The sequence below is a fragment of the Streptomyces sp. NPDC002845 genome (assembly GCF_053591955.1).
This window is the reverse complement of sequence record NZ_JBSFUU010000024.1, coordinates 47,688-61,826: the sequence shown is the minus strand read 5'-3', so window position 1 is coordinate 61,826 and position 14,139 is coordinate 47,688. Positions and strand designations below refer to the sequence as shown.

The 14,139-nt window shown below is 68.5% G+C and carries 14 protein-coding genes and 2 pseudogenes; 11 read left to right on the top strand and 5 right to left on the bottom strand.

Going from position 1 to position 14,139, the window contains the following annotated elements; genetic code table 11:
* Positions 1–115: 115 nt before the first annotated feature.
* Positions 116–532, bottom strand: coding sequence for a hypothetical protein (locus ACWD3C_RS19295; RefSeq protein WP_451145373.1), 417 nt, complete (start codon positions 530–532; stop codon positions 116–118).
* Positions 533–1,023: 491 nt separating this feature from the next.
* Positions 1,024–1,527: a helix-turn-helix domain-containing protein gene (locus tag ACWD3C_RS19290; RefSeq protein WP_451145371.1), complete on the bottom strand. Its 504-nt coding sequence runs from the start codon at positions 1,525–1,527 to the stop codon at positions 1,024–1,026.
* A gap of 226 nt (positions 1,528–1,753) precedes the next feature.
* Here ACWD3C_RS19290 and ACWD3C_RS19285 point away from each other — a divergent pair, with 226 nt between their 5' ends.
* The 10 genes and pseudogenes from ACWD3C_RS19285 to ACWD3C_RS19240 form a co-directional block, all read left to right on the top strand.
* Positions 1,754–2,176 carry a WhiB family transcriptional regulator gene (locus tag ACWD3C_RS19285; RefSeq protein WP_451145369.1) on the top strand — a complete coding sequence of 141 codons (423 nt, stop codon included), beginning with the start codon at positions 1,754–1,756 and terminating at the stop codon, positions 2,174–2,176.
* Positions 2,177–2,180: 4 nt separating this feature from the next.
* Positions 2,181–2,861 carry a hypothetical protein gene (locus ACWD3C_RS19280; protein WP_451145367.1) on the top strand — a complete coding sequence of 227 codons (681 nt, stop codon included), beginning with the start codon at positions 2,181–2,183 and terminating at the stop codon, positions 2,859–2,861.
* A gap of 11 nt (positions 2,862–2,872) precedes the next feature.
* A complete protein-coding gene (locus tag ACWD3C_RS19275; RefSeq protein ID WP_451145482.1) occupies positions 2,873–3,091 on the top strand; it encodes a hypothetical protein in 219 nt (72 codons plus the stop codon).
* A 5-nt stretch (positions 3,092–3,096) separates the two neighbouring features.
* Positions 3,097–3,298: pseudogene (locus tag ACWD3C_RS19270) on the top strand (hypothetical protein); the annotation flags it as partial.
* A 566-nt stretch (positions 3,299–3,864) separates the two neighbouring features.
* On the top strand, positions 3,865–4,449 hold the full coding sequence (locus tag ACWD3C_RS19265) for a DUF1707 and DUF4190 domain-containing protein (protein ID WP_451145365.1): 585 nt from the start codon (positions 3,865–3,867) through the stop codon (positions 4,447–4,449).
* A gap of 325 nt (positions 4,450–4,774) precedes the next feature.
* On the top strand, positions 4,775–5,146 hold the full coding sequence (gene rpsL / locus ACWD3C_RS19260) for a 30S ribosomal protein S12 (protein ID WP_003948652.1): 372 nt from the start codon (positions 4,775–4,777) through the stop codon (positions 5,144–5,146).
* 2 nt (positions 5,147–5,148) lie between these two features.
* The gene (gene rpsG, locus ACWD3C_RS19255; RefSeq protein ID WP_003992340.1) at positions 5,149–5,619 is read left to right on the top strand and encodes a 30S ribosomal protein S7; all 471 of its coding nucleotides are present in this window, start codon (positions 5,149–5,151) and stop codon (positions 5,617–5,619) included.
* Positions 5,620–5,658: 39 nt separating this feature from the next.
* Positions 5,659–7,785, top strand: a complete 2,127-nt coding sequence (gene fusA / locus ACWD3C_RS19250; RefSeq protein ID WP_451145363.1) for an elongation factor G — start codon at positions 5,659–5,661, stop codon at positions 7,783–7,785.
* Positions 7,786–7,944: 159 nt separating this feature from the next.
* Positions 7,945–9,138 carry an elongation factor Tu gene (tuf, locus tag ACWD3C_RS19245; RefSeq protein WP_030839706.1) on the top strand — a complete coding sequence of 398 codons (1,194 nt, stop codon included), beginning with the start codon at positions 7,945–7,947 and terminating at the stop codon, positions 9,136–9,138.
* Positions 9,139–9,221: 83 nt separating this feature from the next.
* Positions 9,222–9,569 (top strand): annotated as a pseudogene (locus ACWD3C_RS19240) (hypothetical protein); the annotation flags it as partial.
* Between the two features lie 66 nt (positions 9,570–9,635).
* Here ACWD3C_RS19240 and ACWD3C_RS19235 read toward each other — a convergent pair.
* The 3 genes from ACWD3C_RS19235 to ACWD3C_RS19225 all read right to left on the bottom strand — a co-directional run bounded on the left by ACWD3C_RS19235 (position 9,636) and on the right by ACWD3C_RS19225 (position 12,451).
* The gene (locus tag ACWD3C_RS19235) at positions 9,636–10,022 is read right to left on the bottom strand and encodes a hypothetical protein (protein ID WP_451145361.1); all 387 of its coding nucleotides are present in this window, start codon (positions 10,020–10,022) and stop codon (positions 9,636–9,638) included.
* Between the two features lie 49 nt (positions 10,023–10,071).
* The gene (locus ACWD3C_RS19230; protein ID WP_451145359.1) at positions 10,072–11,640 is read right to left on the bottom strand and encodes an ATP-binding protein; all 1,569 of its coding nucleotides are present in this window, start codon (positions 11,638–11,640) and stop codon (positions 10,072–10,074) included.
* 106 nt (positions 11,641–11,746) lie between these two features.
* The gene (locus ACWD3C_RS19225; protein ID WP_451145357.1) at positions 11,747–12,451 is read right to left on the bottom strand and encodes a hypothetical protein; all 705 of its coding nucleotides are present in this window, start codon (positions 12,449–12,451) and stop codon (positions 11,747–11,749) included.
* 976 nt (positions 12,452–13,427) lie between these two features.
* Between ACWD3C_RS19225 and ACWD3C_RS19220 the strand changes: the two genes are divergently transcribed.
* Positions 13,428–14,138, top strand: a complete 711-nt coding sequence (locus ACWD3C_RS19220; protein ID WP_451145355.1) for an amidase domain-containing protein — start codon at positions 13,428–13,430, stop codon at positions 14,136–14,138.
* The last annotated feature ends 1 nt before the right edge of the window (position 14,139 follow it).

Genomic DNA, 14,139 nt, shown 5'->3' with positions numbered 1-14,139 from the left:
CCGGTTACTCCGGACACGGCGAAGGCCCCGCCGGGTGACGGGGCCTTCGGTCTGAGGGGCGCGGGGTGCGCCGTCGGGGGCGTGCGTGGGGTGTCGGGGCGTCAGGTGTCGGGTGTCAGTAGACGCTCACGGACACCTTGATGACGCACACATAGCGGTTGGCCGCGGCGTAGAGGTAGTCGGGCAGCCAGCGGGGGCCGTCCTGCTCGACGGCGTCGGTGACGAGGTTCGTGCCGTACGTCCGGCCGGCCGCGGCCAGCAGGGCGCGTCGGCCCGCGTTGGCCAGGGTGTGCGCACTGGCCTTGTCCGGGCCGTACACCTCCAGCTCGATCAGCGGCTCGTCGACGTGCATGTCCCCGACCCACGCGCCGCCGCGCCGGTTGACGAGGACGGCGGCGGCCGTGCCGTCGAAGCCGGGCGGCGGCTCGACCGCGACGAGGGCGGTGGAGAGGGCCGGGTCGGCCTCCAGGATGTCGACGACGAGCTGTTCGACTTCGAGGAAGGCGTTCGGGGGAGGTACGGGAGTGGTCATTCCGGGATCACCTCGGGTCGGGGCAGCGTGGCGTGCGGGACGCGCGGGACGCGCGGGGTGCGCGGGGTGCGCGGGGCGCGGTGCATGGGTGCGTGGGGCCTTGGCCGGCGCTGGGAAGCGTGACCGCCGGGCGGGCGCCGCGCGGGGGTCACGGGGGAGGGGCGGCGCCACGGCCCGGCGTACGGCGGCGGAATCGGCTGCCCGGCCTGCGGGTACAGCTCCGCCGCTGCACCAACTGTGACAGAGATCGTGCGCGCACGCAACTTGTGGGGGTTGATTTCTTGGGGAGGCGGTGGTGTCGGAGGGGCGGGGAGGGGCGCTGACCTGGGGTGAGGGGGAGCCAGTGGTGTGTGGGGGAGGTGATGTGGGGTGGGGCGAGGTGAGGGGAGGGTGGTGGGTGGTTGTGTGGAGCGTTGTACGTGGGTGTCGTTGCCCTCTGACGCGTACGGCCGGCCCGCCGTCGCGTCTGTCGTCCGCCGCGGGCCGGTGTCTCAGCTGGAGACGAGGGACGGCTGCCCGGCGACGGTCTCCGCCGCGGACCGCCCGCGCTTCTGCTGCTGCGGTGCCGCCTCCGCCGTCGAGCCCTCGGCCGGCAGGAACTGCTCCACGACCCTGATGAACATGTCGCGCCGGTCGGCCGGTACGCCGAGCAGGTCCGCGACCTCGTCCAGGGTGGGTCGGCGAGGGACTTCCGGGCCGGGCGGGCCGGAGGTCAGGGGCGTATGCGGGTCGGCCAGTTCCTCGGCGGTCAGGCGCCCGGAGCGGATGAGCATGTCACGGACGGGCACCCCGAGTACGCGAGCGAGTCGGCGGGTGGTCTCCAGGTCCGGCATGCTCTGGCGCTGCAGCAGCCGGGTGACGGCGGCGCGGTGCACACCTGCCTCGTCGGCGATGCGGGACTTGCCGCCGCCGCGTGGGCTGTCGATGTCGTAGCCGCGGGTGCGCATCAGGTCTTCGACCCATGCCGCGAACGCGTCCAGTTCGGGGGTGGCCATCGCTTCTCTCGCTCTCTTCGGGGGGTGGTGGTGCAGTTTATCGTGCTTGCGCACGCGGAATTACGTGCTTTCGTGCAAGCAATGAGGGGATTCCGTGCCGGGCGGGGGTGCGGGTGGGGTCGAAGGGGGCTGGAGGGAAACTTGTTGCGTGCGTGCACGCAATCTGCCAGGGTGTGGTTCTGTCGGCTTGGAACATCCGTTCCCTTGACCCGGCCAGGGAGGCCCCATGCCCACTGCCGCCGTTGATCCGGCCACCGCCGCCGCACCTGTGCGGCGACCGGCCGTCACCACTTCCGTTTCCGTTCCGCGACCGTCCGCGTCCGCCGCCGCCACCCGCTTGCCGCGGCCGGCCCCCGGGCAGGGGGCGCCGGATCACCTGCGCCGCCCGGCCGACCCGGGCCCCGACTCGGGCCCCTGGCAGCACGCCGCGGCCTGCGTCGGGCTGCCCCCGCAGGTTGTCTTCGCCCGGCGCCCCAAGGAGGCCGCCCTCGCCCTTCGGGCCTGTGCCGTCTGCCCCGTGCGGCGGGCGTGCGAGGAGGCCGTGGCGCCGGCGGACAGTTGGTTCGACGGGGTCTGCGGTGGGCGCCTGTGGCGTTCCGGGCGTCCCGTTGCCGTGCCGTCCCGTCTTCTTGGGGGCTCCGTTGGCTGAGCGGATGACCGAGCGGGCGGCTGCCGAGCGGACGGCCGAGCGGGCGACCGTGGACGCGGCGCTGTGGATCGGCATGTTGGTGCAGCAGTTCCCTGAACTGTCCGAGGAGTTGGCGCCCGGTCGGGGTGCCGGGCCGGGTCGTCCGGTGCCCGCACCGCCCGCCGACGACTTCGGTGCCCGTTTCCGTCGGGAGCGTGAGGAGGCGTTGCTGCTTCAGCAGCGGCACGGTCTTGCGGTTCCCGGGCACAGTGCGGCTCCGGTGCGGCTGCACATCTCCGACGCCATCCGTGACATCACGGACGGGGTGATCGAGCTGGAGGAGGCCGTGCGTGACCGGCTCGGCCTGGGGCGGGCGCGCCGGGCGGCGGTGCCCGAGCGGTTGCGTCGTATTGACGCGCTTCTTGACGACATCGCCGGGGATGCCGTGCTGGCTGCGCATGTGCGGGATGAGGTTCGGCGGATGGCGCGGCGTTGTGCTCGTGCGTTGGGGGACACCGAGACGGTCGTACGGGTGTCCGGTCGTTGTCCGTGGTGTGACTCGGTCTCGCTGCGGGCCTTTCCCGAGCGGCGGGCCGTGCTCTGTATCAACCCCGCTTGCCGTTGTGGGGACGTGGATTGTGGTTGCCGTGACGATCCTGCCTATCGGCATGCCTGGGCGGAGGGGGAGTGGGAGCGGGGGCGGTGAAAACGTCGCACATGTCGAACGTGTCGAACGTGTCTGCGTCGGGAGATGGGCGGCCCACCTTGATACCCGGGGCTCTGGCCGCCCGTGAGGTCGGGGTTGCCCCCGCCACCATTCGTAAATGGGTCCAGCTCGGTCATCTCAAGGCTGCCGGTAAGGCGGGGCGTGCGCAGTTGTTCCGTCTGGAGGACGTCTTCGCCGCGGAGCGCTCCGCTCGGGGGCGCCGGGGGTAGGAGGGGGTGTGGGGATGTTTTTCTCGCCCCCGCCGCCCCTACCCGTCCCATCCCCAGGGGCTGCCGCCCCTTCGACCCCGCCTGGGGGCTGGGGGTGGGTGGGCAGGTTGCGGGTGGGTGGGGTCGCTGTGGGATCGGCCTGAACGGCCTCGTCCTCAAGCGCCGGACGGGCTGGAGGGGGCTGGGGTGGGTCGGAATGGTGCTGCTGGGTGGGTGGGTGGATCGGCCTAGCGGCCTCGGGGGGGGGGGGCGGGCGGGGGGGGGGGGGGGGGGGCGGGCGGGGGGGGGGGGGCGCGGGGGGGTAGGGCCGTCACGGCCCCCGCCAAAACGCGCGGGCGGGGGGGGGGGGGGGGGGGGTGGGTCGGAATGGTGCTGCTGGGTGGGTGGGTGGATCGGCCTAGCGGCCTCGTCCTCAAGCGCCGGACGGGCTGGTTGTGCCTGGCCGGGGCTGCAAAGGCTCAGCGCGGAGCTGGGGGAGTTTGGCGCGGGGGCGGCGAGGTCGGCGCGGGCTCATCGGTGCGACTCCGGGCTGGAGCACCGCGCCCCGTCAGGGCCGAGGGGTCGCGCCCCGTCAGGGGCGCGGGGCTGTGACATCAGCGGCTCCGCCGCGGGGCGCGACCAGCCACACACCACCCGCAGCCCGCCAACAACCCCAGCCACCGCCCCCTGCCGGGACCGCACGCCGACAGGCGCGACGCGCGGGTTGGGGAACCGGTGCTGATGTCGGCGCGTTGGAGGATGATGGAGGTATTCATCGGCCGGGGGAGGTGCCCATGTCGTACCCGTCTCAGTGGCAGCCGTCTCAGTGGCAACCGTGGCAGGGGCAGGGCAGCCCGTCGATGCTCGCCTCCCACGCGGACCGGGAGCGCACCGTCGACGTGCTCAGAGCGGGCTTCGGCGAGGGGCGCCTGCAGCAGGAGGAGTTCGACAAGCGGGTCACCAGGGCGTACGAGGCCCGTACGGTGGGCGAGCTGGCTCTGATCGTCGCCGACCTGCCCCAGGGCCCCGCGCCGCAGCTGCCGCAGGGACCCGCACCGTACATGGCGCAGGGACCCGCACCGCACCTGCCGGCCACCGCGCCCGTGCCCCGCACGTTCCTGCCCGCGCCGGTGCCGCCCACGAACAGCAAAGCCATCGGCTCCATGGTCTGCGGTGTGCTCACCACGATGACGTTCGGCCTCACGGGCGTTCCCGCCGTGATCCTGGGCCACACGGCACGCGCCGAGATACGCCGCAACGGCGATGGCGGCGAGGGTCTCGCGATCGCCGGTCTCATTCTCGGCTGGTTGTCCGTGGCGGGCTGGGCCGTGTTCCTGACCCTTCTCTTCGTGGCGGCAGCCTCGTCGCCGTCCGGCTGAAGGGAAGGGCGGCCCCGCACACCGCACGCCGGTTTGAAGATCATGTACGGCGTCGGCGTACGGCATGCTCCGCTCAAGCCCCCCGGCGCCGCCCATTTGTTTTGACCGGAGTGAGTGCGGTAGGTACGCTCAGACCTTGTGCCTGGGGTGTGCCCTGGCTCTCGTGCGTGCCCTTCAACCGCACAGAGAGCCGTAAGCGGCCACCGTAATTCTGCGCCCTTTCCGCCTCGCGGTGGGAGTCTGCAGCATTCGACACACCCGACCGCGTGGGTCGGCAACGTTCCAGGTTAGCTTCACCATTCGGCACACAGAAACCGGAGAAGTAGTGCCTACGATCCAGCAGCTGGTCCGCAAGGGCCGGCAGGACAAGGTCGAGAAGAACAAGACGCCCGCACTCGAGGGTTCCCCTCAGCGTCGTGGCGTCTGCACGCGTGTGTTCACGACCACCCCGAAGAAGCCGAACTCGGCCCTGCGTAAGGTCGCGCGTGTGCGTCTGACCAGCGGGATCGAGGTCACCGCTTACATTCCGGGTGAGGGACACAACCTGCAGGAGCACTCCATCGTGCTCGTGCGCGGCGGCCGTGTGAAGGACCTGCCGGGTGTTCGCTACAAGATCATCCGCGGTTCGCTCGACACCCAGGGTGTCAAGAACCGCAAGCAGGCTCGCAGCCGCTACGGCGCCAAGAAGGAGAAGTAAGAATGCCTCGTAAGGGCCCCGCCCCGAAGCGCCCGGTCATCATCGACCCGGTCTACGGTTCTCCTCTTGTCACGTCGCTCATCAACAAGGTGCTGCTGAACGGCAAGCGCTCCACCGCCGAGCGCATCGTCTACGGCGCCATGGAGGGCCTGCGTGAGAAGACGGGCAACGACCCGATCATCACGCTGAAGCGCGCGCTGGAGAACATCAAGCCGACCCTTGAGGTCAAGTCCCGCCGTGTCGGTGGCGCCACCTACCAGGTGCCGATCGAGGTCAAGCCCGGCCGTGCCAACACGCTCGCGCTGCGCTGGCTGGTCGGTTACTCCCGCGCCCGTCGCGAGAAGACCATGACCGAGCGTCTGCTCAACGAGCTTCTCGACGCCTCGAACGGCCTCGGCGCGGCCGTGAAGAAGCGCGAGGACACCCACAAGATGGCCGAGTCCAACAAGGCCTTCGCGCACTACCGCTGGTAGTCGCTACCCACATCGAGACCGAGAGAAGACTGAAGCCTTATGGCTACCACTTCACTTGACCTGGCCAGGGTCCGGAACATCGGGATCATGGCCCACATCGACGCGGGCAAGACGACCACCACCGAGCGGATCCTCTTCTACACCGGCGTCAGCTACAAGATCGGTGAAGTCCACGACGGCGCTGCCACCATGGACTGGATGGAGCAGGAGCAGGAGCGTGGCATCACGATCACCTCTGCTGCCACCACCTGTCACTGGCCGCTTGAGGACAACGACTACACGATCAACATCATCGACACCCCGGGCCACGTCGACTTCACGGTCGAGGTGGAGCGCTCGCTGCGCGTCCTCGACGGTGCCGTCACGGTGTTCGACGGTGTCGCGGGTGTCGAGCCGCAGTCCGAGACGGTGTGGCGTCAGGCCGACCGTTACGGCGTGCCGCGCATCTGCTTCGTGAACAAGCTCGACCGCACCGGTGCCGAGTTCCACCGCTGTGTCGACATGATCTCGGACCGCCTTGGTGCGCAGCCGCTGGTCATGCAGCTTCCGATCGGCGCCGAGGCCGACTTCAAGGGTGTCGTGGACCTGGTCCGCATGAAGGCGCTCGTGTGGTCCGCCGAGGCCGCCAAGGGCGAGATGTACGACGTCGTCGACATCCCGGCCACGCACGCCGAGGCCGCCGAGGAGTGGCGCGGCAAGCTGCTGGAAGCCGTCGCGGAGAACGACGAAGAGCTGATGGAGCTGTACCTGGAGGGCCAGGAGCCCACCGAGGAGCAGCTGTACGCGGCGATCCGTCGCATCACCATCGCGTCCGGCAAGTCCAGCGACACCACGGTCACCCCGGTGTTCTGTGGCACCGCGTTCAAGAACAAGGGCGTCCAGCCCCTGCTCGACGCGGTCGTGCGCTACCTCCCGACCCCGATCGACGTCGAGGCCATCGAGGGCCACGACGTCAAGGACCCCGAGGTCGTGGTCAAGCGCAAGCCGTCCGACGACGAGCCGCTGTCCGCGCTGGCGTTCAAGATCATGAGCGACCCGCACCTCGGCAAGCTCACCTTCGTCCGGGTCTACTCGGGCCGCCTGCAGTCCGGCACCGCGGTGCTGAACTCCGTGAAGGGCAAGAAGGAGCGCATCGGCAAGATCTACCGCATGCACGCGAACAAGCGTGAGGAGATCGAGTCGGTGGGCGCCGGCGACATCGTCGCCGTGATGGGCCTGAAGCAGACCACCACCGGTGAGACGCTGTCCGACGACAAGAGCCCGGTGATCCTGGAGTCCATGGACTTCCCGGCGCCGGTCATCCAGGTCGCGATCGAGCCCAAGTCCAAGGGTGACCAGGAGAAGCTGGGTGTCGCCATCCAGCGTCTCGCGGAGGAGGACCCCTCCTTCCAGGTTCACTCGGACGAGGAGACCGGCCAGACCATCATCGGTGGTATGGGCGAGCTGCACCTTGAGGTGCTGGTCGACCGTATGCGCCGTGAGTTCAAGGTCGAGGCCAACGTCGGCAAGCCGCAGGTCGCTTACCGTGAGACCATCCGCAAGGCGGTCGAGCGGGTCGACTTCACGCACAAGAAGCAGACCGGTGGTACCGGCCAGTTCGCCAAGGTGCAGATCGCGATCGAGCCCCTTGAGGGCGGCGACGCGTCGTACGAGTTCGTGAACAAGGTGACCGGTGGTCGTATCCCGAAGGAGTACATCCCTTCGGTCGACGCCGGTGCGCAGGAGGCCATGCAGTTCGGCATCCTCGCGGGCTACGAGATGACGGGCGTCCGCGTCACGCTCATCGACGGCGCCTACCACGAGGTCGACTCCTCCGAGCTGGCGTTCAAGATCGCCGGTTCGCAGGCATTCAAGGAGGCCGCGCGCAAGGCCAGCCCCGTGCTCCTTGAGCCGATGATGGCCGTCGAGGTCACCACGCCCGAGGACTACATGGGCGACGTCATCGGTGACATCAACTCCCGCCGTGGCCAGATCCAGGCCATGGAGGAGCGTGCCGGTGCCCGTGTCGTGAAGGGCCTGGTTCCGCTGTCGGAGATGTTCGGCTACGTCGGCGACCTCCGCAGCAAGACGTCGGGTCGCGCGAGCTACTCGATGCAGTTCGACTCCTACGCCGAGGTTCCCCGGAACGTCGCCGAGGAGATCATCGCGAAGGCCAAGGGCGAGTAACGTACCCCGTTCACACGCTTTAGGCTTGACGTCGACCGCCGGGGAGACTCGGACACCAGGGAGACCCGGAAACGGAGAACCCCGGCGGGCGGCACCCCAGCAAAGATCACCTGGCGCCGATGAGTAAGGCGTACAGAACCACTCCACAGGAGGACCCCAGTGGCGAAGGCGAAGTTCGAGCGGACTAAGCCGCACGTCAACATCGGCACCATCGGTCACATCGACCACGGTAAGACGACCCTCACGGCCGCCATTACCAAGGTGCTGCACGACGCGTACCCGGACCTGAACGAGGCCTCGGCCTTCGACCAGATCGACAAGGCTCCTGAGGAGCGCCAGCGCGGTATCACCATCTCCATCGCGCACGTCGAGTACCAGACGGAGACGCGTCACTACGCCCACGTCGACTGCCCCGGTCACGCGGACTACATCAAGAACATGATCACGGGTGCGGCGCAGATGGACGGCGCCATCCTCGTGGTCGCGGCCACCGACGGCCCGATGCCGCAGACCAAGGAGCACGTGCTCCTGGCCCGCCAGGTCGGCGTTCCGTACATCGTCGTCGCCCTGAACAAGGCCGACATGGTGGACGACGAGGAGATCCTGGAGCTCGTCGAGCTCGAGGTCCGTGAGCTCCTCTCCGAGTACGAGTTCCCGGGCGACGACCTGCCGGTCGTCAAGGTCTCGGCGCTCAAGGCCCTCGAGGGCGACAAGGAGTGGGGCAACTCCGTCCTCGAGCTCATGAAGGCCGTCGACGAGAACATCCCGCAGCCCGAGCGTGACGTCGACAAGCCGTTCCTGATGCCGATCGAGGACGTCTTCACGATCACCGGTCGCGGTACGGTCGTCACCGGCCGTATCGAGCGCGGTGTCCTCAAGGTCAACGAGACCGTCGACATCGTGGGCATCAAGCAGGAGAAGACCACCACCACGGTCACCGGCATCGAGATGTTCCGCAAGCTGCTCGACGAGGGCCAGGCCGGTGAGAACGTCGGTCTGCTCCTCCGTGGCATCAAGCGCGAGGACGTCGAGCGCGGCCAGGTCATCATCAAGCCCGGTTCGGTCACGCCGCACACCGAGTTCGAGGCCCAGGCCTACATCCTGTCGAAGGACGAGGGTGGCCGTCACACCCCCTTCTTCAACAACTACCGCCCGCAGTTCTACTTCCGTACGACGGACGTGACCGGCGTCGTGACCCTCCCCGAGGGCACCGAGATGGTCATGCCGGGTGACAACACCGAGATGAAGGTGGAGCTCATCCAGCCCGTCGCCATGGAAGAGGGCCTGAAGTTCGCCATCCGTGAGGGTGGCCGGACCGTGGGCGCCGGCCAGGTCACCAAGATCAACAAGTGAGCTTGTCGACCTGACCTGGTGGCTCCAGCGTGAGCTGAGCTCCTGAAGGGGCCCGTACGACTTCGGTCGTACGGGCCCCTTCGCTGTCCGGGCGGACGCCTGCCGGTCCGCCGGTCCGTCGGTTCCGAAAACTACTCGACGCCGCCGACCCATTCCCCCCACGAGAAGCTCCCTCCACCATTTGTCACGCCGCTGAGCAAATTCGGGACGACGCGTTCGAGGGGTGTGGCTCGTCGGCCCCGCGCCTGGAGTACGAGGTCAGCCTGCTGTCGACGGGGGCGGCGGGGCCGACGAGGGAGGTGACGATCTGGGCGTACGTGTCGCCGAGGAACCCGGCCCTGGCCACGGACGGCCTGCGCTACGCGGTTTCCTTCGACACCGACACCCCGCAGACGGTCGACATCAACACGGTCACCGGCGCCGACGACGGGGGTCGCCTGTTACTCCAGCAGCAGGCGGACCAGCTGGTCGAGTTGCTCGGCGTCCGGGAGTCGGGGTCATTCCGTGACGCTCGCCGAGTCCCCGCTGCGGGCGGCAGGGATCGTCCCGTCGGCGATCAGTTCGCCCACCGCGTCGGCGCGCTCGCGGACGAGGTAGTCCATGGCATGCTCGGTCGAGGACTGGTACTCCAACTGCTCGCCGTAGAAGCGCAGCCGTTCCTGGCAGTCCTCGATGATCTCGCCCCACGTCTTGACCCAGATGCGGAACCTGGGCTGGGAGAGTGCGCACCCCGGCATTCGGTCGTGCTGGTGGGCCAGTTGCCGCAGCCCCTCGTCCATGCTGTGGCCGACCAGCCAGAAGTCCCAGGTCACGGCTGTATCACGGAACCTGTCGGCTGTCACGACGGCTTGGGCGTAGCTGTTGATCTGCCCGAACTCGGTCATGGTCAGGAGCGTTCTCGGCCTCTTCAGCTCGACGACGAGGTGGTGCCGCTCACCCTTCCCGCGCCTTGCCGACTGGGAGAGCATGAGGTCGACCCGGCCTCGACGGCCGCCCTCCCGCAGTACGGTCTGTTCCGGTACGAGATCCTCGCGCCCGAGAAGGGCAGTGCTGCCGCAGGACCTCATCCAGGCTGCGGTCGCTGGCGTGCAGACCGTATTCCTCGCCGAAGACCCAGCACTCCTTCTCCAGCATGCGGTGCAGTTCGCCGTGCTCCCTCACCTGCTGCCTGGCCTCCCTTTCGAAGACCAGGTGCTCCAGGGCGGCCAGGAAGTCCAGTCGGTTGGTGGCCGTCGTGGACGCCTTGACGAGGGCGGACAGCGGTGTGCGGTCCAGCAAGCGGGCCAGTTCGTCCTGTTCCTGCTTGGAGAGGGTGAACAACTCCTCGGCGATCCGCAGCACGTCCCCTGGCTCGTGAGCCAGCACGGACCGCAAGAACGCAAAGGTGGTCTTACGGGCGCCCGTGAGCTTGGGCAAGTGCCGGACGACGGTGGTGGCCACGGCGTCGAAGGTCTCTCGCTCGGCCTGCTCGCGTTCGTCGGCGGGCTCTCCCACGTACGGGTAAATGTGCTCCTGCTGCCACTGCCGGACCTGCTCCTGCCGACGTTCGTCCCCGCGTGAATGGAAATGCGCCCTCAGACGTTCGCGGGCTGCCGCGACGACCTCCGCAGGTGCGCCGTCGGGGGTCCACTCGGCGAAGGCGAGTTCGTCGGCGTCGAGCTCGTCGAACCCGGACCAGCTGAGATGAGCGGTGAACTCGAAGCCCGGGGCCTGAATGCCCGGTTTCAACTTGACCCGTGACATCCCCTCGCCGTCGCAGAGGAAGAGAGCACGGGTCACCGGCCTGCGCCACTCGATGACCTTCAGGTGAGCGGGCTCGCTGTCCCGCTCCTCGCACACCGGCAGGGTGTGGTTGCGTACGTGGAGTTGTTCCGACGAGGGGTCCAGCTCGCGGCCGTCGTACTCGATGCGGACATCCGGATACTTCTCCAGGTACGTGGCGAACGCCGTGGTCAGCGATGATCTGGCGCGATCTTCCGCGAGCACGTTCAGGCCCTCGCCGCCGAACGCTTCGAAGAGAGTGCCGACCGGATCGCTGGTTGCCTCCGATTCACTGATGTCGAACTCGTCCATGGAACGCCGATCGGCCTCGATCAGCAGCCGCTGCCGCGTTCCCATGCCCTCGCTGATACTGGTCCAGCGCACCTGGCTGCCCAAGGCGAAGGCGCGGACCCGACCCCTTTCGTTCTTGCCGTGCAGAGCACGCTTTTTCACCGGCGTGCCCTGCGCACGCTTCTTCCAGGAGGCGCCAATGGGACGGAAGTACTCCTCGCAGTGCTCCGGGGACATCCCACTGCCGTCGTCCTCTACGCGGACCCTCTCCACGCCACCGAGGTCGTTGCGTTCCAACGTGACGACGATGCGGCCGGCGTCGGCGTCGAGGGCGTTCCAGATCAGCTCCTCGACGGCACCAACCGGATGGTGCAACCGTGCCCGCTCCGCGATGTGCTCCCGGCTGGTCTCCAGCCGTACTTTCACCATGGGCTCGGACCCTTCTGCCATGTACGCCCCACTTGAGAGGTCAGTCTGCCTTCCCGACGTGGTGTTACGCCCGCGACTGCCGTGAAATCACCCGGCGGCCGGTCCCCGTACTCCGCGAAGGGCGCACTCAGTAACTGAGCCGCGCCCCCAGCACCACCAACAGCCGCTCCCTCAGCAGGCGCCGGGCCGGTTCGTGTGACATCCAGAGCAGCTTGTGACGGGTGCCGTCGGTCATCCGGACCGCCATGCCGGACGTGGTGATGCCCCCGTGCAGGCGAGCCTGCGCTATGTCGGCGAGCGGGATCAGCTTATTGGTGCGGTGGCCGGTCAGAACGGCCTCCGGGTCGTAGGCGGCCAAGCGGTACGGGTCGGGGGCCGTCACGCCGGCGCCGCCAAGAGAGTTCACCACCGTGGCCATGAACCCGCTGCGGACGCGGACCAGGGCGTCCGGGAGCAGCCAGAGCTCCCCATGGATCCAGTCCAGCCAGCCGGTGGTGCAGGAATTCGCCAGCAGCCGGGCGGGGAGCAGCCGGACGCGGGAGGCGCGGACGGCGGCCTCGTCGAGAAGGCTGCTCCACTCGTCGAGGGACCTGACCCGGTGCCCCTCCGCCAGGCCCTGGGAGTCCGAGACGAAGTGGATGTGCGCCCAGCCTCCGTGGTGCACCTCGACGACCAACTCGACCCGCCAGCCGGGCGAGGCGACCTGGGCACCCACACGATCCCCGTCTTCTCCCCAGAGGACGGGAGACACCCGGAGCCCGGCAGCCAGCCACTGGTGTCTGTGCGTCTCCAGTCGTGCCGCGGCCTCGGCCAGGTCCATTCGCTGTCTCACCCCGCCGATCATGCCGGAGCCGTCCAGGGACTGACCGGCGCGGGAACGGGGACCTTGGGCCCGGGACTCATCCATGACGCGCTGGAGCGGATCACCGAACGGCGGGCGGAACTCGATGCGGCGCGCATTCTCCCTACGGCACTTCACCGGACCGGTCCGGAAGCCACCGGGTGGATACGGAGCCGATACCGGCCGCTGCCCGTGCCGCCCCAACAGCACTGTTCCGCACATGAGTTGGAAACCCGAACCGGACGTCTCCGGCGCGCCCTGGCCCGAAGCTCAAGGAGTCAAGAAAATTCCTTTACTTCGCCTGCCGCTGTGTAAAACTTGAGCCGAGCGCTCACGGGGGGCGCTCTTTTTGGGGTATTCATGGCTCGAATACATTCGATACGCACGCTTGCTGTGGCCGGACTCGCCGCGACCGTATTGACCAGCGGATCAGCGGTGGCCGCCCAGCCCTCGGAGGCCACGGCCAGCGCGAGGACGGCAGGCGGGGCAGAGGCCGAGGCCGCCGAGGTGACCGAGGAGACCGCCAGACTCTTCAAGACGATGGCCGAGGCAGTCATCGAGCGGCGGACAGCGGCGCTGCTGGACACGCCGGCAGCCGCCGCTCTCACCGCCCCGCTGGCCACCAGTACGCGTGGGCCGGTGCACCTCAGCGCCGCCTCCGTTCTGGAGGAGAACGCCGTCCTCGAGGAACTGGCCGACTTCAAGGAGGAGTTGGCGGAAATCCCGGAGGCTTACACCGCCGCCGAGACTGTGACCGACATCGACTCGGTCACGGTCGTCGGCGACACCGCCACGGTTCTGGTGACCGAGGACACCGCCCTCACCTACAAGCAGATCCACGGCGACGAGCCGCCCACCACGGAGTTCCAGGCCGAGCACCGGTTCGTCTACACCCTCGGCGCGGACGGCACCTGGGCGCTCACCGCCACCGAACCTCAACACGAGCGGGCCCGCCCCCGTCAACCAGGTGGCGGTGGCACCGGCCGACTTGGACATGCCGTATCCGGCCGAGGAACCGGACGTCGAGGACGGTACGGAGGAGCCGGACGACGAGCTGGAGCCCCTGCCCGGCACCGGCGAGAAGCCGACCGACACCGCCGAGGACCCGGCGCCGCTGGCTGGCCCGGTCTCCGCGGCTACCCGGAGAGAATCCGCGGGGAACGGCGTCGCGGAGTCGAAGCAGGGCACCGTCAGTGCGGCTCTGGCCGCCGGGTACAACTACTCGGCGATGGCCAAGTACGCGGAGAAGTACTGGAAGAACTACAACTCGGCCTACCGCAGGTTCAACGGCAAGGGCGGTGACTGCACCAACTTCATCAGCCAGTCGCTGCGGGCCGGTGGGTGGAAGAACAAGAGCGGCTGGTACCGCAACGCCAAGTACTGGTGGTACAACTCCGGCAACCAGACGTACTCCTGGACCGGCGTCGACCACTGGGCGACCTTCGCCAAGAAGAGCGGCCGGACCTCCATCCTCGGCAATGTCTACAGCATGGGGATCGGGGACATCCTCCAGATGGACTTCAACCGGGCCGGTGGCAAGGACCACTCGATGATCGCCACCTACCGGGCCAACGGGCAGCCGTATCTGACGTACCACAGCAGCAACACCTACCGCCGCTCGATGGACAGCATCGTCAAGGCGTACCCCAAGGCTACGTACTACGCGCATAGGACATGAT